The sequence below is a fragment of the Nocardioides euryhalodurans genome, from assembly GCF_004564375.1.
GTDB lineage: Bacteria > Actinomycetota > Actinomycetes > Propionibacteriales > Nocardioidaceae > Nocardioides > Nocardioides euryhalodurans.
In genome coordinates, this window is sequence record NZ_CP038267.1 from 520,207 (window position 1) to 540,234 (window position 20,028).

The 20,028-nt window shown below is 72.4% G+C and carries 19 protein-coding genes; 6 read left to right on the forward strand and 13 right to left on the reverse strand.

Features of this window, described 5'->3' with window-relative positions; all coding sequences use genetic code 11:
* Positions 1-45: 45 nt before the first annotated feature.
* The 5 genes from EXE57_RS02430 to EXE57_RS02450 all read right to left on the reverse strand — a co-directional run bounded on the left by EXE57_RS02430 (position 46) and on the right by EXE57_RS02450 (position 5,006).
* Positions 46-477: a Fur family transcriptional regulator gene (locus EXE57_RS02430; RefSeq protein ID WP_135073678.1), complete on the reverse strand. Its 432-nt coding sequence runs from the start codon at positions 475-477 to the stop codon at positions 46-48.
* Positions 478-531: 54 nt separating this feature from the next.
* On the reverse strand, positions 532-1,557 hold the full coding sequence (locus tag EXE57_RS02435; protein ID WP_244246959.1) for a zinc-dependent alcohol dehydrogenase family protein: 1,026 nt from the start codon (positions 1,555-1,557) through the stop codon (positions 532-534).
* 100 nt (positions 1,558-1,657) lie between these two features.
* Positions 1,658-2,341: a response regulator gene (locus EXE57_RS02440; RefSeq protein WP_425271697.1), complete on the reverse strand. Its 684-nt coding sequence runs from the start codon at positions 2,339-2,341 to the stop codon at positions 1,658-1,660.
* A 20-nt stretch (positions 2,342-2,361) separates the two neighbouring features.
* Complete coding sequence (locus tag EXE57_RS02445; protein WP_135073682.1) at positions 2,362-4,071, reverse strand: sensor histidine kinase; 1,710 nt, start codon at positions 4,069-4,071, stop codon at positions 2,362-2,364.
* 47 nt (positions 4,072-4,118) lie between these two features.
* Entirely contained in the window at positions 4,119-5,006 is an 888-nt protein-coding gene (locus EXE57_RS02450) for a universal stress protein (protein WP_135073684.1), read from the reverse strand.
* Positions 5,007-5,206: 200 nt separating this feature from the next.
* Here EXE57_RS02450 and EXE57_RS02455 point away from each other — a divergent pair, with 200 nt between their 5' ends.
* Positions 5,207-6,529, forward strand: a complete 1,323-nt coding sequence (locus EXE57_RS02455) for an acyltransferase family protein (protein ID WP_135073686.1) — start codon at positions 5,207-5,209, stop codon at positions 6,527-6,529.
* Positions 6,530-6,653: 124 nt separating this feature from the next.
* Positions 6,654-6,935, forward strand: a complete 282-nt coding sequence (locus EXE57_RS02460) for a DUF1876 domain-containing protein (RefSeq protein WP_135073688.1) — start codon at positions 6,654-6,656, stop codon at positions 6,933-6,935.
* Between the two features lie 217 nt (positions 6,936-7,152).
* Here EXE57_RS02460 and EXE57_RS02465 read toward each other — a convergent pair whose 3' ends face one another.
* The 8 genes from EXE57_RS02465 to fgd all read right to left on the reverse strand — a co-directional run bounded on the left by EXE57_RS02465 (position 7,153) and on the right by fgd (position 15,414).
* Complete coding sequence (locus EXE57_RS02465) at positions 7,153-8,562, reverse strand: NAD(P)-binding protein (RefSeq protein ID WP_135073690.1); 1,410 nt, start codon at positions 8,560-8,562, stop codon at positions 7,153-7,155.
* Entirely contained in the window at positions 8,559-9,041 is a 483-nt protein-coding gene (locus tag EXE57_RS02470; RefSeq protein ID WP_208542942.1) for a hypothetical protein, read from the reverse strand. Before EXE57_RS02470 ends, EXE57_RS02465 begins: the two co-directional genes overlap by 4 nt.
* A 208-nt stretch (positions 9,042-9,249) precedes the next feature.
* Positions 9,250-10,815: a GAF domain-containing protein gene (locus EXE57_RS19895; RefSeq protein WP_135073692.1), complete on the reverse strand. Its 1,566-nt coding sequence runs from the start codon at positions 10,813-10,815 to the stop codon at positions 9,250-9,252.
* Between the two features lie 121 nt (positions 10,816-10,936).
* On the reverse strand, positions 10,937-12,454 hold the full coding sequence (locus EXE57_RS02480) for a BNR-4 repeat-containing protein (RefSeq protein ID WP_135073694.1): 1,518 nt from the start codon (positions 12,452-12,454) through the stop codon (positions 10,937-10,939).
* 93 nt (positions 12,455-12,547) lie between these two features.
* Positions 12,548-13,048, reverse strand: coding sequence for a lecithin retinol acyltransferase family protein (locus tag EXE57_RS02485; RefSeq protein WP_135073696.1), 501 nt, complete (start codon positions 13,046-13,048; stop codon positions 12,548-12,550).
* A 133-nt stretch (positions 13,049-13,181) separates the two neighbouring features.
* Complete coding sequence (locus tag EXE57_RS02490; RefSeq protein WP_244246960.1) at positions 13,182-13,640, reverse strand: LURP-one-related/scramblase family protein; 459 nt, start codon at positions 13,638-13,640, stop codon at positions 13,182-13,184.
* 201 nt (positions 13,641-13,841) lie between these two features.
* Complete coding sequence (locus EXE57_RS02495) at positions 13,842-14,240, reverse strand: hypothetical protein (protein WP_135073700.1); 399 nt, start codon at positions 14,238-14,240, stop codon at positions 13,842-13,844.
* A gap of 145 nt (positions 14,241-14,385) precedes the next feature.
* Positions 14,386-15,414, reverse strand: coding sequence for a glucose-6-phosphate dehydrogenase (coenzyme-F420) (fgd, locus tag EXE57_RS02500; RefSeq protein WP_135073702.1), 1,029 nt, complete (start codon positions 15,412-15,414; stop codon positions 14,386-14,388).
* Positions 15,415-15,496: 82 nt separating this feature from the next.
* On the opposite strand from fgd, the gene EXE57_RS02505 reads away from it, so the two are divergent.
* From EXE57_RS02505 to EXE57_RS02520, 4 genes are all read left to right on the forward strand, one after another.
* Positions 15,497-18,256: a winged helix-turn-helix domain-containing protein gene (locus tag EXE57_RS02505; RefSeq protein WP_135073704.1), complete on the forward strand. Its 2,760-nt coding sequence runs from the start codon at positions 15,497-15,499 to the stop codon at positions 18,254-18,256.
* A 125-nt stretch (positions 18,257-18,381) separates the two neighbouring features.
* A complete protein-coding gene (locus tag EXE57_RS02510; RefSeq protein WP_135073706.1) occupies positions 18,382-19,080 on the forward strand; it encodes a hypothetical protein in 699 nt (232 codons plus the stop codon).
* The gene (locus EXE57_RS02515) at positions 19,077-19,781 is read left to right on the forward strand and encodes a DUF2306 domain-containing protein (protein WP_135073708.1); all 705 of its coding nucleotides are present in this window, start codon (positions 19,077-19,079) and stop codon (positions 19,779-19,781) included. The genes EXE57_RS02510 and EXE57_RS02515 overlap by 4 nt, the downstream gene beginning before the upstream one ends.
* A complete protein-coding gene (locus EXE57_RS02520; RefSeq protein WP_135073710.1) occupies positions 19,778-20,005 on the forward strand; it encodes a hypothetical protein in 228 nt (75 codons plus the stop codon). The genes EXE57_RS02515 and EXE57_RS02520 overlap by 4 nt, the downstream gene beginning before the upstream one ends.
* Positions 20,006-20,028 lie beyond the last annotated feature (23 nt).

Genomic DNA, 20,028 nt, shown 5'->3' on the forward strand with positions numbered 1-20,028 from the left:
GGCTGCTCGTGCTCGGACACGGCGGACCTTTCTGGAGTGGGCGGATCAGGACGGTGCTGCAGTGGAGCAGGCGGGGCAGGTGCCCCAGTAGACGACCTCGGCCTCGTCGATCGCGAAGCCGTGGTCGGAGGTGGCGGTCAGGCACGGGGTGTCACCGACCGCGCAGTCGACGTCGGCGATGGTCCCGCACGAGCGGCAGACGACGTGGTGGTGGTTGTCGCCCACCCGCGACTCGTAGCGTGCTACGGAGCCCGAGGGCTGGATCCGGCGTACGAGGCCCGCGGTGGTCAGCGCCCGGAGCACGTCGTAGACGGCCTGGTGGGACACCACCCCGAGTCGCGCCCGTGAGGCCGCGATGATCGCGTCGGTGTCGGCGTGCGGGTGGTCGTGGACCGCCTCGAGCACGGCGAGCCGGGGCCGCGTGACCCGCAGGGTGGCCCCGCGCAGCAGCTGTTCGAGCTCGTCGGTGGTGGGCACGGCTTCACCCTTTCGGGTTTTCTTGACCAAGTCAAGAAACGTGCGGGTGCGCCGTCACGGGACCAGCACCGCTGCCCCGGACACCCGGTCGTGGGCCAGGTCCGTCAGGGCCTGCGACGCCCGCTCGAAGGGGTAGCGGGTGACCGTCGCCCGGACCCCGAGCCGTGGCGCGAGCGTGAGCAGCTCCTCCCCGTCCGCGCGGGTGTTGGACGTGACGCTCGTGAGCGTCCGCTCGCGGAAGAGGTGCCGCTGGTGGTCCAGCGGCGGTACGTCGCTGAGGTGGATCCCCGCCAGCGCGAGCGTCCCACCCTGGTCGAGGGCCGCCAGCGCCACGGGGACGAGCTCACCGGCAGGTGCGAAGAGGATCGCGGCGTCGAGGGGGACCGGCGGCTGGTCGGCCGCCCCGCCGGCCGACGTCGCCCCCAGGTCGAGGGCGAGCCGCTGCGCGTCCGGGTCCCGGGTGAGGACGTGGACCTCGACACCCTGCGCGAGCGCCACCTGGGCGGTCAGGTGGGCGCTGGCTCCGAACCCGTAGAGGCCCAGCCTGCCGCCCGGCGGGACGTGGGCCCGGCGCAGTGCCCGGTAGCCGATGATGCCGGCGCAGAGAAGGGGGGCAGTCTGCACCGGGTCCGTCGCCGGAGGCAGCAGGTAGGTGTACGGCGCCGCGACGGCGACGTACTCGGCGTAGCCGCCGTCCTCGTCCCACCCCGTGTAGCGCGAGCCACGGCACAGGTTCTCGGCGCCCCGTCGGCACCAGCGGCAGGAGCCGCAGGTGCGGCCCAACCAGGCGACGCCCACCCGGTCCCCAAGCGCCCGCCCGGTCGCCCCGGGCCCGACCGCCACCACGTCCCCCACAGCCTCGTGGCCGGGGACGAGGGGCGTCCGGCGCAGCGGGAGGTCACCGTCGGTCACGTGCAGGTCGGTGCGGCAGACCCCGCAGGCTCGGACCCGGACCAGGACCTCGTCGCCCCGCGGGAGGGGTGTGGGCACCTCCTCCAGCCGCAGCTGCTCGTGGCCGTCGCCCCGGGTGCGCCAGGCGCGCATCCGGGCCGGGGCCCTCGTGGGTGCCGAGCCGTCCATGCCTTGCTCCTTCGAGTGGTGCTCCCGATGCGGTTCCCCGCCGAGCCCACGAGGTGGGCTGCCGCTGGGGCCGCGGTCGTCGTGGCCGATCGAGGTGCGGTCACGTCCCCGACCCGGGGCCGGTCGCCCCGTCGAGGTCGGGACGGAGCAGCTTCGTCGCCAGGACGGCCGCCTGGGTCCGCCGCTCCAGGCCGAGCTTGCCGAGGATGCTGGACACGTAGTTCTTGACCGTCTTCTCCGCGAGGAACATCCGTTCCCCGATCTGCCGGTTGGTCAGGCCTTGGGCGATGAGGCCCAGGAGCTCGATCTCCCGCTCCGACAACGCGGCGAGCTCCAACGAGGCGGCCGGACCCCGTCGGATCCGCTCGAGCAGGCTGGCCGTCATGCGCGGGTCGACGAGGGAGTGGCCGGCAGCGACGGCCCTGATGGCACGGACGAGGTCGTCTCCCCTGGCCTGTTTCAACACGTAGCCAGCAGCCCCCGCCATGATCGCGCCGAAGAGCGCCTCGTCGTCGTCGTAGGACGTCAGGATCAGGACCGCGATGCTCGGGTCCACGGACCGGATCGCCCGGCACACCTCGATGCCGGTGCCGTCGGGAAGGCGTCCGTCGAGCACGGCGACGTCCGGACGGAGCGCGGGGATCCGCGCGGTGGCCTCCTCGGCGGAGCCCGACTCCCCCACCACCTCGACGTCCGGGAGGGACGACAGCATCGTCCGCAGACCGCGGCGGACGACCTCGTGGTCGTCGAGCAGGTAGACCCGGATGGATTCGCCGGCGGTCACGTCCCCTCGTGCCCGGTCGCTCACGGGAGCGGCACCTCCCAGACGGCGCGGGCCCCTCCCCCTGGCCCGGCGGCCGCGAGCGCGAAGGTCCCGCCCCGCGCGACGGCGCGGTGCCGAAGGTTGCTCAGGCCCGAGCAGCGTGAGGGCACACCCGGGCCCACCCCGTCGTCGGTGACCGTCACCCCGAGGGTCGACCCCGTCGCCTCGACGGCGACGTCGACCCGGTCGGCGCCGGCGTGCCGGGCGACGTTCGACAACAGCTCCCGCACCACGGCGGTGACGTCGTCGGTCATGGCCTCGTCGCCCAACGCGTCCACCGGACCGACGAACTGGACGTGGGGAGCGTGGCCCAGCGACGGGGTGACGTCGGCGACGACGTCGAGCACCTCGGATCGCAGCTCGGTCCCGGGGAGCCGGTGTGGCCGCAGCTGGAAGATGGAGGTCCGGATCTGCCGGATGGCGTCGTCGATGCTGTCCACGACCCGCTCGAGGGGCTCGGCGGCAGCCGTGTCGTCGAGCGTCGCGATCACACCCTGCACCATCATCCCCGACGCGAAGAGCTGCTGGATCACGTGGTCGTGGAGGTCCCGGGCGATCCGGGCCCGCTCCTCGAAGAGGCTCATCCGTTGCGCCTCGCGTCGCCCGTCGGCCAGCTCGAGCGCTACGGAGGCGTGGTGGGCGAAGGTGTCGGCCATCTCCACGTCCGCGGCGCTGAAGGGGCGACGCCCCTGCAACCGGCCGACCAGCAGGGCGCCACGTACCCCTTCGGTGCCAGCGAGGGGAACCCCCATCACCGGCCCGACGGGGACGATCTCGCTCATGTGCACCGACCGTTGCCCCGGGCCCGTGAGGTCCGAGGCGTCCTCCAGCACCGCTGACCGGCCGGTGGTCAGGACGAGCTCGCTGAGGGTCCCCTCCACGGCGTACGAGAGACCACGGAGCTGGTCGGCCTTGTGCCCGACCGCCACCGCGACCGTCAGCCCGGACCCGCCGACCTGGGGCAGCACCACGGTCACCACGTCGGCGGTCGCCAGCTCCGCGACCCGTTCGGCGATGACAGCCAGCGCGCCGTCGCTCTCCGCCGAGAGCAGCTGCCGCGTGACGTCGGCCGATGCCTGCAGCCAGACCTGGCGGCGTCGGGACTCCTCGTAGAGCCGGGCGTTCTCGATCGCCACGCCCGCGGTGGCGGCCAGTGCGACCACGAGCTCCTCGTCCTCGGCGTCGAAGTTCGCCTGCGACAGCGATGCCAGGTAGAGGTTGCCGAAGACCTCGTCGCGAACCCGGATGGGGACTCCGAGGAAGCCCCTCATGGGCGGGTGGCCGGCCGGGAGGCCCACGGAGCGGATGTCGTCACGCATGTCACGCAACCGGATCGGGCGTGGGTCGTCGATCAACGCCCCGAGCAGGCCCTTGCCCTCGGGGAGGTGACCGATCGAGGCCACCGCGTCCTCCGGCATGCCGACGTGGATGAACTCCTCCAGGCCGGTCCCGTCCGGTGCGATCACGCCGAGGGCGCCGTACGGCGCGTCCACCAGCTCGCAGGCAGCCTCCACGATGCGACGGAGCACGGCGCTCAGGGACAGGTCCCCGACCACCGCCCGGTTGGCGTGCAGCAGGCCACGGAGCCGGTTCTGTGCGGCGCGGACCCCCTGGGCTCGCTCGATCAGCTGCGACAGAAGTTCGTCGAGCTCAAGATGAGGCCCCCGTGCGGACCCGTCGTCCTGCACCACGACCCGAGCCTACGCTCCTCGTGCCCCGGTCAGGCCCGCAGCGTGCGTCAGGCACCCGGACCGGAACCCGCCATCATCACCGGGCACTCGGCCTCACGCAGCACCGCGCGCGCGACGGGGCCGAGGTGGGAGCCGACCGGCAGCAGCGGGTCGTGTCGACCGATGACCAGGAGGTCCGAGGTACGGCTCGTCTCGACCAGGGCGTCGGCAGGTGGCGCGTGGCGCACCACGATCCTCACCGTCACTCCCTCCACCTGGTCCACGATCGTGTCCAGCACCTCCTGGATCCCGGTCGTGACCTGGGCTGCCCACCGTTCCTCGTCCTCGGGCGAGGTCCCGAGGTCCTCGTAGGCGCGGGGCATCGCCCACGCGTGCACGATGCACAGGCTCGCACCGGCTACGGCAGCGGCGTCGGCGGCGGTGCGGAGCAGCGATGCCGATCGTGCGGGATCGTCCACGCCCACCGTGACCGTGGTCTCGGCCGCATGTCGGTGCGAGGGAGACCAGTGGGACGGGACCGACACCACCGGCACGTGGGCCCGGGCCGCCACCCCGGACGCCACGGATCGGGTGACCACCCGCTGCAGCCGTCCCAGGTCACGGTGCTCAAGCACGATCATGCGCGCGTCGGCGCAGGAAGCCGCCGCGGCGGCGGCGATCGACCCGGACACCATGTCGGAGCTGACCGCCATCCCCTCGTCAGCCAGGGCCTCGAGTCGTTCCGTCGCGGACGTGAGGGCCAGCCGACCCATACGCTCCCGGTCGGACTCGGTGACGAACACGGAGTCAGGGCCGTCGTGGGTGTGGTGCACGGCATGGACCAGGTGAACGCCGCAGCCGCGACGACGCGCCTCGACCACGGCGAACGCCAGCGCGGACTCGACGGGATCGTGGCCGACTGCCACGACCACCGGAGCGGGGTTGTCCTCGGGCATGATGCCTCCTCGGGCTCTGTCCACCAGCCTCGCGTGGACGCCGGGCCTCCACCAAGGGACCAACGGCCCGGGTGGCCCGGCCGGTCGGCACCCATCCCGAGCGCGGGCCGATGGTCCCGGAAGGACGGGACTCCGTACCTCGCCACGTGCAGGGCCGGCGCCACTAGCGTCGTGAGCAGGGCCGACAGAGAGGTGGTGGCATGGACCTCACCACAGCTCCGGCGGCCGGCCCCGGGACGGGTGCCCGGAACCGGGTCGTCGACCTGGTGCGGGTCACGGCCCTCTGCGGGGTGGTGGTGGGGCACTGGCTCAAGCAGGGGTGGTACGTCGATGACGCAGGGAGCCTGCAGCGCACCGACCTGCTGACCGTCGCTCCCTGGACGCATCTCCTGACGTGGGTCCTGCAGGTGATGCCTCTCTTCTTCCTCGTCGGCGGCTACGTCAATGCGTTGTCGTGGCGCCACGCGCGGTCGCGGGACGCGGGCTACGGCACGTGGCTGGCCGGTCGCGTCACCCGCCTGACCCGACCGCTGCTCCCGCTCCTGGGCTTCTGGTGCGCGGCGGCCCTCGTGGCACCGTTCCTCGGACTCGACGACGGGTGGCTCCGGATCGCCTCGTCGTCCTCGCTGACGCTGACCTGGTTCGTCGCCGTGTACGTCGTCGTCGTCGCCCTCGTGCCGATGACGCTCGCGGCGTGGGACCGCTGGGGCCCGTGGACCCTCGCGGTCGGGCTCGTCGCGCTCCCGGTCGACACCGCGAGCATGCTCCTGGGGAGCAGCCCGGTGGGCGCCCTGAACCTGCTGCTGGTCTGGGGCACCCTGCACCAGCTCGGCTACGCCTGGCTGGACGGCGCAGTCGGGAGGCGACGCAGCCTCCTCCTCGCCGGGGGCGGGCTGCTGTGCACCGCGGCACTGGTCGCCCTCGGCCCGTACGCCGTGTCGATGGTGGGCTCCCAAGGCCCCGGCGTGAGCAACACGCAGCCCCCACGGGCGACCCTGCTGTTCCTCGGGACCGCGATGGTGGGGCTGGTGCTCGCTGCCGAGCCGGTGCTGCAGCGGCTGACCCGGTACGCCGGCGTCTGGCGGGCCGTCGTCGTGGTCGAGGCGCGGGTGATGACCCTCTACCTCTGGCACCCCACCGCGCTGGCCCTCCTCGGGGCTGCCGCCCTGCTGCTCGGTGGCTTCGGCCTGCACGACCGGCCGGACACCACCACCTGGTGGGCCGCCAGGCCGGCCTGGTTCGCAGCCCTCCTCGTGACGACGATCGCGATCGTCTCGCTGGTGGGTCGTTTCGAGGATCCGGTGCCCGGCACCCGAGAGTGCTCGCCGGGCCTCCCCCTCGTCGCGGTGGTGGTCACGGCGACGTCGGTGGGGGCGGTGGCGGCGGTCGGCCTCGGGACCGGGAACGGGAACGGATGGCTGGTCGGCGCGCTGTCCCTGGTGGCGTTGACGACCGTGGACGCGTTGCTCCGCGCTCCCACGGCTCGGGCACCTTCCTCGCTGCCCGGGCCGAGAGGGTCCTGAGGGCCCGACTCGCGGGGACCTTCGACTGGTCCGCAGCCGGGGGGGTCGCGGGAGCATGGACCCACGAGGCGACGCTGGTCCAGCAGCGAGGACCGCTGCGGCCGCGCCACGAAGGAGGGTCGCCATGCACACGAGGACCTGGCACGTGGACGTGCTGCTGTCCGAGCAGGACGGGAGGACCGGCGCGGAGGCGGTGCTGCGCACCGACGCCGGCACGGTGGTGCGGCACCGCGGGACCGCACGCAAGCACCCCGCCGACCGGGACGTGCCCGAGATCGGGGACGAGCTGGCGGTCTGCCGGGCTCTCTCCGGGCTCGCGCACGACCTGCTGGAGGCGACCGTGCAGGACGTCGAGGCCAACGACCCGTCACCGCGCCCGGCGCACATCAGCGTCGACGGGAGCTGACCCCGACAGGGGGCCGGCGACGAGGGCCGGACCCCCGTCACGTTCCGGAGAGCCTCCCGCACGTGCGTGACGTGCATCGCTCGCGACGCCCTCCGGGCCCTCGTCGCCGCCACTGATCCAACCCCAGTCGGGTGGGTCGATCTACGACCGTCGGTCACAAGGTCCCGGGACCTTCGGCCCTTGCGCGCCGAGCCGTCACGGGTGCGCCGACGCCTGGTCAGCCGCTGCCCGACGGGGCCTCGCCCGGCCGTCCGGACCCACCCAGCTCGACGAGCCGGGCCAGCCCGGTGGGCAGGTGGGCCGTCAGGCGCGTGAGAACGTCGTCGACCTCCTGGGAGCCGACTCTGCCGGCCGGGATGCGCGCCGGGTTGAGTGCCACCGAGCCGGCCCAGGCAGCGATGTCCGCCGCGGAGCCGAACGAGGCCGTGGCACGGGTGCCCATCACGTTCATGTTGACCCAGTCCGCCAGCGTGTTCGCGTACGGCGTCGGCGGGCACAGCAGGTTCTTCTCCGCGTCGTCTGCGCGTGTCGCCTCCACGTAGCCGGCGAGCGCCGCCCCGAAGCAGGGGAACCCCGCGCGTATCGGCTGCAGCGTCACGGCCGAGGGCCGCCAGATCGGGACGCGCGGCGGGTACTGCAGACCGGACGCCGCGCAGTGCACGACGAGCGCGTCCTCCGCGACCGCGACCGACCCGCCCGCCAGTGTGAGCCGCCCCTTCTCCACGAACCGCAGGTGACCGAGCCGGACGACGTCCTCGATGGTGCGCAGCTTCTCGAGCTCCCACCTGCCCAGGGTGGGCGCCTTCGCCATCGTCGGCGTCACCGAGCGATCGATGCGGACCATGATCCCGGCGTCCTCCAGCCGGAGGAACAGGTCGTCCAGCGACTGCGCCGCCCCTGCCGCCTCCATCACGTCGGCGGCCATGCCGAGGAACACCGAGGGGTCCGGCTGGACCACTGCCCGGTCCAGCATCCACGCGTCGCGCGGCCGCACCCAGCAGATCGCCTGCGGGTCCACACCCCGGGCGAGCAACCAGATGCAGGCGTCCGTCGCCGTCTTCCCGGCCCCGACGATCACGTACTGACGGGGGGCCTCGGTCAACCGGACGAGGTCGTTGACCGGCGCGACGCGGGCCCCCTCCGCCACACCGAACGGTGGTGGCGTCTCCGCGGGGATGGTCGGCGCCAGGTAGCGCGCGTCCACGATCCGGCACTCCGGCGGCACCGCGAGTCGCTCGCCGGAGATGCACGAGACGAGCTGGCGGTCGGCGACGTACTCGGTGTTGGGGAAGAACTGCACCTTGCCCGAGGGCAGCAGCCGGTCGACGAGCACGCGGTCGTAGTACGTGCAGATCTCAGCGGCGGTGGCTCGCTCGTGCAGGCCCGCCTCCGGTCCGCGCTCCTGCGCACGGCCACCGCCCAGCAGCGTCGACGCGACACCGTAGAAGGCAGACGCCTGATGGAGACGGACGAACGGGTAGGCGCCCAACCAGTGTCCGCCGACGCCGTGGCGGCGATCCACCAGGGCGACGCGCACGTCGGCGTGGTCGATCAGGGCGTCGGTGAACGCCATGCCCATCGCGCCGGCTCCCACCACCAGGTAGTCGGCGTCCACGATGCCGGTCATGGCTCGCTCGGCCGTGTGGTCGTCGGAGCCACCCTGTCGCGCACGGGCTCCACCCCGCTCCCGCCCGACAGCGCCAGGACCTCGTCCTCGCTCCATCGTCCTCGAATGCCTGGCGCCGAGAGCAGGTAGCCGGCGACCTGGGCGTCGTCGTAGCCGAGAGCCTCCCGCAGACCGTCCGAGATCCAGCGCAGGTACGGCGCGCTGGGGGCGGCGAGCGGAAGGCTGCCGACGTCGTGGTGGGTGATCGTGAACATCGGCGTGCCGTGCAGCGCGCCGAGCCGGACCACCGTCCCGTACCGACCGGGGCCGGTGGTCAGCACGGACTCGACGTCGGGCAGCAGCCTGGCCAGCTCACGCGCGAACTCGCCGCCCGGCTGCCGGCGCAGCTCCTGGGCTGCCACGTCCGCGAGCTGCGCGGCGGTGACGAGGTAGCCGCGGCAGGCGACCACGGCCGGTGCGGTGGTGTCGTAGAACGCCATGCCCCCGCCCCAGACACGCGACTCGGCCGCGAACACGAGTCCGCCGGGCAGCTCCAGGCCCTCGGTCCGGGTGGGTTCGCTCCGGTCCCGGCAGCCGACATACCGGCGAGACCCACCCGCCGGGCGCCCTCCTGACAGGTAGCAACGGAACCGGGCCCGGGCCAGGTTCGAGCCGTACGCGACGTACCAGATCCGTGGCATCTGCACCTCAGACCGGCAACGGAGCTTCCTGCAACGACAGCCGTGCCTCCTCCACCAGGATCCGCTCGGCGTCCCGGTAACGACGATCAGCCTCGGTGGGGGTGTCACCCACGGCCGTCAGCCCGATCCGGCCGTGCTCGGTGAGGCAGCTGATCATGTGGAACACCACCCCGACCTGTCGCGACTGGTCGAAGTGCAGACCGTGGCGCGCCACGACGTCGAACAGGTCGGGCACCGTCAGCCCACGCAGCAGGTCCGACTCGAGGTGGTCGGTCGCGACCAGGTGCTTCTCGTGGCCGCGAGGTGTCAGGAAGAGGGCGGTGTCCGGCTCGTACCGGCCGTCGGTGAGGAACTGGAGCGTGAGGAACGGATGCGTCGTCCCACCCTTGCGCAGGTTCAGCTCGATGGCGTAGGGCGTGCTGGCGAGCTCCAGCTCGATGCTCTGCTCCTTGAGCTCGCGGAACAGCTGCGCGTTGACAAGGGCCAGCGCCGACTGGCTCGCGAAGGTCTCCAGCAGGTCGAGGGTGTCGCTCGTGAACGCCCCGGTGCGCCTCCGACGGACGATCAGGGCCCCCACGACCTGGTCCTCACGCAGCATCGGCACGGCGGCCAGCGAGCGCCAGCCGTCGTCGTGGAGGATCCGCAGGTGTGGGTCGAGGTCGCAGGCGTCGAGGTCGGGAACCGCCATCGGGCGGCGCTCCCTGGCCGCTCGTCCGACGAGTGTCTCGTCGAGGTCGATCCGGATCGAGTGGAGCCGGTCGACCACGTGCGGATCGGTCTGGTAGACGCTGCGGACCATGAAGCAGCGGTCCTCCTCGGAGTACTCCATGATCGAGCCGCCGTCGGTCCCGGAGAGCTTCACGGCATGCATGGCGATCGTCGCGAGCACCCGGTCGACGTCGAGGCTCGAGCCCACGGCTTCGCCCACCTCGCGCAACGCCTCGAGCTCCTCGACCTTCTTGGCCAGCTCCACTCCCCCGGCCTCCATCTGCTGCACGAGCTTCACCCCGTTGACCGCCATCGCCGCCTGCGCCGCGAAGGCGGTGACGATCGCCTTCTCACGCTCGTCGAAGGGGCTGACCTCGTTGCGCCAGAGCAGGAGGGCGCCGACGACCTCGCCATCGACCAGCAGGGGCGCGCCCATCGTGGTCCGGAAGCCGCCGACCCGCTGGAGGTCGTGGCGCCCGTACTCCGGATCAGCCAGCACGTCAGGGATCTGCTGGGTCCGGCGGTCGAGTCCGACGCGACCGATGAGGGTGTCGCGAGCGAGCGGCATCGGGTGCTCGGCGATGAACCGGATCGACTCCTCGCTCAGTCCTGTCGACTTGATCAGCTGGTAGACGTCGTCCTCGAGGAAGTAGAGGTGTGCCGCCTGCGACCGGCAGAGCCGGCGCGCACTCTCGACGACGGTCGCCAGCACCCTCTCCGGGTCGGCCGCAGATCGGCCGATCGCCGAGAGCACCTCGTCGGCGGCCTCGAACTGCTCCCGCAGGGCGTCGAAGTCCCTCCGGAGCCGCTCGTGCTCCGCGATGCTGATGCTGTCTCGCTCCGGGCGAAGTGCTCGCTCGACCATCGCCTCTCCCCCAGTCGCCCGGGGCGCCGGGCGCCCGCAGCGACCTCGTTCGAGTGTCCCGGAGTTCGCGACCGATGGCAATCGCCGGAGGAGGTGACCGGGGCTCCCGACCCCGCGGCCCTCAGTAGGTGACCTTGAACATCTCCAGCGGCCGGGCGGGCCAGCCGTCGAGCACCTCTGGGCCTGGAATCGGGTCCGGCGGGGTGAACCGGTCGGGTCCGGCGAGCCAGGACACGACGTAGAGCGTGCGGGCGCCGGTCGGCCGCGAGTTGAGGTAGCCACGGTTCGACGTACCACCCGCCTGCTCGTGGGAGCGGCTGTCCGCCTCGGTGTGCGACGTCGCAGCGGGGAAGGAGTCCACCGACTGGTAGACCTCGGCCGGGTAGTAGGCCGGTGCGTCCGTGCTCGGGACCGGACCGTCCCCGAGGTCCGCCGGGTCGAAGGTCACGCGCCGCGTGGGACGCCCCGAGCGGGGGTCGTACCTGAAGTCGACCGCGACCGTGTCGTGGTCGACCACGACGAGGTGGTTGTCGGGGAACGTGGCGCCGACCAGGCCGACACCGCCGGGCTCCTCGCTCACCTGCGCGAGGTCCCAGGCGCCCCGGGGCCCGCTCGGGGACGCGACCCAGATCTGCTTGCTCGTGGCGCCGAGCCGGTCCCGGCCCAGCTTCGTGTACGCCAGCAGGATCCGGTCGCCACTGACGCCGAACAGGGTCTCGCCGTTGAGGAACCCGTTGGACGTCCAGCTGCCCGAACCGTCCTTCGTCGCAGCGATCGGATCCACGATCGGTCGCCTCGCCGCGGCGTCCACCGGAGTGGGGACGGCCAGGCCTCGGGCGTTCTCGTACGTCCGGAAGTCGCGGGTGCGCAGGTAGGAGAACCTCGAGCTGGAGCCGCTGTCCGACGTCTCACGCCAGCTGTAGAGGATGTGGTAGCCACTCCCCGGCGTGTGGAACACCTCGGTGTAGGCGTTGCCGTCGCCGTCGCCGAAGACCGGGGACATGGCCCGGAACAGCGTGCCGTTGCTCGACCAGGAGGCGCGCGCGTCGTCCCAGGCATAGACGTGGGTGCGGCCACGACCGCTGGCGCCGTCGCGGAACATCAGCCATCCCAGGTCCCCGCGCGGCCGAAGGATGAACTCCGGGTAGGTGACGCGGTCCTCCAGACGAGGGTCGACCAGCACCTTCCGGCGGGTGAGCGTGCCGAGGTCGCCCGGCTTGCTCGTCCGCCAGTAGCGGATCTCCGAGCTGTGCATGTCACCGGCGAGGTGCAGCCGACCGGACCCGTCCACGGCCAGGCGGAGCCAGTTGTGCGAGTCCCACCGGCTCCTGAAGGAGTGGTCCCGGCCGTGGCCGTCCGGGTTGTACGACGTCTCCAGGATCGTCGTGGAGCTCCACGGCCCGTCCTCGGCCGCACCCAGGGTCCGGTGCTTGACGACGATGTCGCGATCCACGTCGAAGTACGCGAGGTACTGGTCGTCGCCGTGCGTGACCAGGTCGAACTGCGTCTGGGCGCCGGCGAAGGTCTCCCCCACCGTGCCCTGGTGGGTGGCCGTTCCCGGGTCCGCGTGCGCGGGGGCGGGAGCGCCGAGCGACAGCGCCACGACGAACGCGGTCGTGACCGAGGCCTCCCCCCTCATGCACTCCAGTGTGGAACCGGAAATCCCGATGTGGATCGGTCGAGGGGAGGTTGTTACCCCACCAACAGCAGGGCCCGCAGCGGGAGCGGTCGTTCAGGGTCGACGTGGTCTAGGCGCCCGGTGGCGCCAGGGCCCGGCGAAGGCGTACAGGCCCGCTCCCACGGTGCCCAGCACGGCGAGGTGCGCGCCCAGGGACTGGACCGCGACGAGGGAGGCGAATGTGCCCTGTGCCGCCAGAGCCCACCGGCGCACCTGGCTGCTGGCGGCTCGACCCGTGCAGCACCAGGCAGCGAAGTGCTCGCAGTTGTTCCTCACCAGGTGGTAGTCGCGGGACCCGACGCGGGACTCGGCGTTCTCGATCGTGGTCTCGACGTCCAGACGGTCGACGTGAGCGCGGACCTGCACGACCGAGCCGGCCGCGAACTCCTCCAGCGACGTCCGGCCGACGTGCCGGAGGGGGCCGCGCGGACCCACGTAGTGGATCACCGAGCCGTCGCCGCAGTCGACCCCGTGGTGGGTGTAGTGACGACCGCGCTGGACGTAGACGTGGTCCCCACGCGCCATCCCTGCCCACCCCTCCACGTCGTCCGCCACCGGACTCCGACTGTAGCCGTGCGCCTGGTCCAGCGACTCGGCCGGCCGCCCGTGGAGCGCGAGGACCCGGCTGCCGGCCCACGTCGGCGAGCAGGAGGTGCCGGGCAGGAACGCGCGGCTGGTCAGGTTCCTGCTAGTCCGTGAGGGACTCGATCGCCACCACGACTGCCAGCAGCAGGGCCTCGTCCTCGCCGGCCCCGATCTCGACGCCGTAGGTGTCGCGGACCCGGAACCACCGCTTGGAGACCCGTGCGACGGCATCCCCGTCACGCTCGACCTCGTACTCGTGGTCGACGATGTTCCCGTGAGCCTTGAGGTCGGGCCCTCCCTCGACGTCGATCACGAACCGGTCCCGGATCCCCACCAGGGCCTTGTGCACCGTGGCGATCGGCTGGCCGTCACGTTCGATCGCGACCTTGTCGCGCACGCTGAGCTTTCGCTCCTGGACACGCGCGACCTCGTTGCCGGACGCGTCCTCGAGGACGATGGTCTCGCGTGCGCGCAGCGCCTTCGCGTTCGCCCGGTACGCACGTTCGCCGTCCTCGTCCTCGATCCAGAAGTCATCCCCGACGGCCATCAGCTTCTCCCTCATGCGAAACCGCCGCACCTCAGGCTTGTCCCGTCGGCCTCGCAGGATTCCCATGGTCGACTCCGTTCCCTCGCGGTTGACCGGACCGCAAGCGTAGGAGTGCGTCTGTGGACCAGGCGTCGTACGAAGCGGACGATGACGTTCGGAGGAGCCCTCGTGGCGCAGCTGGACTCCGCCCAGGAGAGCAGCCATCAACGACCGCGGTCAGCAGGTGGCCTCGACGTCGTCGACCAGCGACTCGACCTCGGTGCCGAAGGTGGTCAGGGCCTCGGCTGCCTCGGCGAGTGTGTCGGCGGAGATTCCCGACTGGGCCGACTCCAGGGAGCTCGTGAGCCCCGCGAGGCTGGCCTCGACCGCGGCGACCTGGTCCGCGAACTCGTCCGCCGCGTCCGACGTGACGGCGGCCACGTCGTCCCCGACGGCGTCCAGGGCAGCCTGCAGGTCGCTCAGTCCGCCGGAGGAGGTGACGTCGATGTCCCTGAGGTCCGCGACCGAGGACCTGAGGTCGGCGACGGAGTCGCACACAGCGGCACGGTCCTCGCTGCAGGCCGCCAGCGATGCGCTGATCGACAGCGTGGCGACGATGGTGGGGATGAGCTTCATGGTGAACTCCTTCGCGTCCTGAGCCCATCCTCGGCGCCGGAGGGACGCAGGTCCTCACCCGGACGAGGTGAACGCCGACAGCGGACTCCCGCCGGCACAGCGACCCGAGACGCCCACCGGATCCGACGCCGAACACCGCCACGCCCTAGGACGAGCTGGTCCCGAGCTCGCGCAGGAGCGGCAGGACGTCGGCCCCGAACGACGACAGGAACTGCTCCTGGTCGTGGCCCGGGGCGTGGAAGACGACGTGGTCGAACCCCGCCTCGACGTAGGGCCGGACCGCGTCGACGACGCCCTCCGGTGTCGTCTCGACGATCCAGCGTGAGGCGACCTGCTCGATCGGGAGCCGGTCCGCGGCCGCGGCCATCTCCACGGGATCGTCGAGCCGGTGCTTCTCCTCGGCACTCAGCGAGAGCGGAGCCCAGAACCTCGTGTTCTCGAGGGCCTCCTCGCGGGTCGGCGCGTAGGAGAGCTTCACCTCGATCATCCGCACGATGTCGCCGTGGTCGCGCCCGGCTGCTTCGAGGCCCTCCGCCACCGCCGGGAGCAGCTTGCCGGTGTAGAGGTCCATGCCCTTGCCGCTGGTGCAGATGAACCCGTCGCCCACGCGCCCGGCGTACTTCGCCATCTGTGGGCCGCCCGCGGCGACGTAGATCGGGACGCCGCCCTCCGGCCGGTCGTAGATCGTGGCGTCCGCGGTGCGGTAGTAGTCCCCGTCGAAGGTGACCCGGTCGCCCTGCCACAGCTCGCGGAGCAGTCTCACCGACTCCCTCAGTCGTGCCCAGCGCTCCTTGAACTCCGGCCACTCCTCCAGCCCGACCGCGATCTCGTTCAGGGCCTCGCCGCTGCCGACCCCGAGCACGACGCGGCCGGGGTTCAGCAGGGCGAGGGTGGCAAACTGCTGCGCCAGAACCGCAGGGTTGTAGCGGAACGTCGGGGTCAGCACGCTGGTGCCGAGCACCACCCGCTCGGTGCGCTCGCCGATGGCGGCGAGGCTGGCCAGCGCGCTGGGCGCGTGGCCGCCCTCGTGGCGCCAAGGCTGCAGGTGGTCGCTGAGCATGACGCTGTCGAGACCGACCTCCTCGGCGCGGACGCCGAGCTCGATCAGCTCTCTGGGGCCGAACTGTTCTGCCGAGGCCTTGTAGCCGAAGGTGAGCGCCGTGGTCGGGGTCATGAGGAGATGATGTCCTGCTCGTGGTCGTTCGTCATGGGCGGCGGGCCAGATCGTCAGCGTCCGGTGCTCCTATGATCCGAGGGTGTCGACCCGGGTGCTGGCCACCAAGCTCTTCGCGCCACTCCGGCGCCCGGACCTGGTCGCGCGTCCGCGGATCGTCGAGCAGCTCGACGCGACCGTCGAGGCGCACCACCGGCTCACCCTGGTGTCGGCTCCGGCCGGTTTCGGCAAGACCACCGCCCTCGGCGACTGGCTCGCCCGGCTCGACCGACGCCACCCCGGCATCCGGGTCGCCTGGCTCTCGCTCGACGAGGACGACAACGACCCGACCCGCTTCCTGACGCACCTGGTCGCCGCGTTCGCTGGCATGGGTCTCGACGTGGGCCCGGAAGCCCTCGACTCCCCGGGCGTGGGCGTCCCCGACGCCCTGACCGTGCTGGTCAACGACGTGGCACGGGCCGCCGACGAGGCTCCGGGGACGCAGTGGGTGCAGGTCCTCGACGACTACCACGTCATCGGTTCGTCCGAGGTGCACGAGGCCGTGACGTTCCTCCTCGCCCATGGTCCTGCCCAGCTCCACCTGATGCTGGCGACGCGCTCGGACCCTCCCCTCCCGCTGGCCCGGCTCCGCAGCCGGGGGCAGCTCACCGAGGTCCGGGCCGCCGACCTCCGCCTGACCCGGAGCGAGGCGGGTGACTTCCTCCACCACGTGATGGGGCTCGACCTGACCACGGCTGACGTGGCTGCCCTCGAGGAGCGTACGGAGGGCTGGGTCGCCGGCCTGCAGCTCGCCGGGCTCTCCCTGAAGGGCACCGACGAGCGCAGCGAGGTCGCCGGGTTCATCGACGCGTTCACGGGCAGCAACCGGTTCGTCATCGACTACCTCGCCGACGAGGTGCTGGCCCGTCAGCCCGGCGAGGTGCGGGACTTCCTGCTCCGCACGGCGGTGCTCGACCGGCTGACCGGCTCCCTGTGCGACGCGGTGACCGGGCGCTCCGACGCCGCCCGCACGCTGGAGGGCCTCGAGCGCGACAACCTCTTCGTGGTCCCACTCGACGCCCAACGCTCCTGGTACCGCTACCACCACCTGTTCGCCGACGTGCTGGAGGCCCGGCTGCTGGCCGAGCACCCCGACGAGGTGCCTGACCTGCACCGGCGCGCCAGCGCCTGGTACGCCACCCACGACCTGCCGATCCAGGCGGTCCGTCACGCCGTGGCCGCCGAGGACTTCGGTCGCGCCGCCCACCTGATGGAGGAGGCGCTGCCCGACCTGCGCAGGGCCCGACAGGACGGCCTGCTGCTGACGTGGATGCAGTCGTTGCCCGAGCCGGTGGTGCGTCGGAGCCCCGTCCTCAGCATCTGGTCCGCATGGTCACGGCTGATGACCGGCGACCTCGACAGCATGGAGGCATGGCTCCGGGCCGCCGAGGTCGCGCTCGCCGCGGGCGCGGCGGACCCGACGCTCGCGCGCGAGTGGGCGGACACCGAGGACCTGCGTACGGCGCCGGCGACGATCTCGATCTACCGGGCGTCGGTGGCCCAGGCCCGCGGTGACGTGGCCGGCACCGTGCACCACGCACAGCAGGCGCTCGACCTCGCCGCCCCCGATGACCACCTGATCCGCGGGCAGGGCGGGGCGTTCCTCGGGCTCGCCGCGTGGGCAGCAGGCGACGTCGCGGAGGCCCTGGAGACCTTCGGCGCCGCCGTCGGCAGCCTCCACGCTGCGGGCAACCTGGTGGACGAGCTCGACACCACGATCGTGCTCGCCGACCTGTGGGTCGCCCTGGGTCGTCCCGGTCGCGCTCGCGAGCTCTTCGAGCAGGGCCTTCAGCGAGCCACCGCCGACGGGAAGCCGTACCCTCGGGCGGCCGCCGACCTCCACGTCGGGCTGGCTGAGCTCGACCGCGAGCTCGACGAGCTCGCCGACGCCCGGCACCACCTCGAGACCGCCCGGGTGCTCGCGCGGCGGGCGTCCATCACCGAGAACCGGCACCGATGGTTCGTCGCCATGGCCGAGGTCCGTACCGCTGCCGGCCACCGCGACGAGGTGGGGAGCCTGCTCGACGAGGCCGAGGCGCTCTACCGGCGGGGCTTCTACCCCGAGATCCGGCCCATCCCTGCCGTCAGGGCCCGGCTCGCGATCGCGGCCGGCGACCTGGCGTCCGCGGCCGCCTGGGCCGACAGCGCAGACGTCCGGGTCGACGACGACCCGGACTACCTGCGTGAGTACGAGCACCTCACCCTGGTGCGGCTCCTGCTCGCCGAGCACCGCCGCGCTCCGCGGGGCGACCCGGCCGGGCGAAGGGGGACGCCCGTGGCCGACGCCCTGCGCCTCCTGGACCGCCTGCACGTCGCCGCGGCCGAAGCAGGACGGGTGGGGAGCCTGATCGAGATCAGCGTGCTGCAGGCGTTCGCCCACGACGTCCGGGGCGACGAGCCGAGGGCGTTGGCGGCCCTGCGGCAGTCGTGGGCCCTCGCCCCGGAGCCGGACAGCCAGGTCCGGCTCTACCTCGACCTGGGCGAGCCGATGCTGGACCTCCTCCGGCGGGCGGTCACCGTCCGGGAGCCCCCTCTCCCCCGGCGGCTCGCGGAACGTCTGCCGGGACCCGCTGCTCCCGGGACAGGGGATCCGCGGCAGCACGCCCTGGCTGATCCCTTGAGCCAGCGGGAGCTCGACGTGCTCCGGCTGCTCGACAGCGAGCTCACCGGCCCTGACATCGCCCGCCGGCTCTTCGTCTCGCTCAACACCCTGCGGACCCACACCAAGCGCATCTTCACCAAGCTCGACGTCAACAGCCGGGCAGCCGCCGTCCGCCGTGCCCACCAGCTGGGGCTGCTCTAGCCCGTCCCGGACGGGGTCACATCGTCGATCACATCATGTGGTGACGACCGGTCACCCCCGCCCGCCCTACGTTCCGGACATCCCCCGCGGCACCCGTCGCGGACCCACCGGACCTGGAGCAGGACATGACGATCACACCCACCACCCTCACGCGCGGGGCCGCCGTCGCCGCCGTCGGCGCCGGACTGCTCTTCATCGGGGTGCAGCTCGGCCACCCGCACCTCGACGCAGACTCCATCGGCACGACCGAGGTCGTCGTACGCGGCTCCCTCAAGGTGCTGATGGCCGTCCTGGCCCTCGTCGGCATCACCGGGATGTACCTGAGCCAGGTGCGCCGCAACGGGGTCCTCGGGCTCGTCGGGTACGTCGTGCTCGCCACGGGCTACCTGCTCATCACCTGCATGACCTACGTCGCCGCCTTCGTCATGCCCCAGCTCGTCGGGACCGACTCCGCCTACGTCGAGGACGTCATCACCCAGATCACGGGCGGCACCCCGGCCGGCGACATCGGCCTGCTGGCGATCACCCTCCCCGTCCAGGACATCTGCTTCCTCGCCGGCGGACTCGTCTTCGGCGTCGCGCTGTTCCGGGCCCGGGTCCTCGCCCGGTGGGCCACCGTCGTCCTGGCCGTGGGCGGCGTCGTCACGATCCTGCTGTCCGTGATGCCCGACGCCTTCTACCGGCTGCTCGCCTTCCCCAACGGCATCGCCCTGATCGGCCTCGGCTGCTCCATGTGGGCCACCACCCGCCCGGTGCGCGCGGACACGACGTCGGACCGCGACACCGTCGACAGCCCGCAGGCCACCGCCGCTGGTGTGGAATGAGCCAGGACGCCACCGCCCTCGGCAGGTCGGGGCCGCGCCGACCGGGCGGCCGGCCCCGGTCCGGCTGGGGCGTCCCTGCCGGGCTGCTGGCTCTCGGCACCATCCCGGTGGTCGCAGGGTCGCTCCGCGTGGTCGAGCTCTCCGGAGGCGCGACCGGGCTGCCGTCGGACGCCCGGTACGACGCGTCGCCCGAGCCGGTCGTCCTCCACATCGCCTGCGCCACGGTCTTCGCGCTCCTCGGAGCGTTCCAGTTCGCGCCGCAGATCCGCCGTCGCCACCCGGGCTGGCACCGACGGGCAGGGCGCGTCCTCGTGATCGCCGGGCTGGGGGTGGCGTTCTCGGCGCTGTGGCTGAACCAGTTCTACCCGCGGACCGAGGCGACGCGCGAGGTGCTGTACCCGCTGCGACTGGCGTTCGGCTCGGCGATGGTGGTCACCCTCGTCCTAGGGTTCCTCGCCGCGCGCCGGAGGGACGTCATCCGCCACCGGGCGTGGATGATCCGCAGCTACGCGATCGGGCTGGTGGCCGGCACCCAGGTGATCACGCTGGGCATCGGCGGGCTGGTCCTCGGCACCGCAGACCTCACCACCGCCCTCCTCCTGGGGGCGGCGTGGGCGATCAACCTCACCGTTGCCGAGTGGGCGATCCGCCGGAGCGTCCGGCCGACGTCGGCCGCACCACCGCAGCCGAGGACGACATGACCGGGACGGTCGCGCCGGGCGACGGCCCCCACTACGAACTCCGCCTCGAGGGGCACCTCGACGAGCACTGGTCCACGTGGTTCGACGGCCTGACCCTCCACCACGAGACCGACGGCACGACCACGCTGACCGGCACCGTCACCGACCAGGCGGAGCTGCACGGCCTGCTCTCCAAGGTGCGCGACCTGGGCGCCACGCTGATCTCGGTCCGGCGCCGGTCGTAGCGGACCTCCGGGGGGACCTTCGG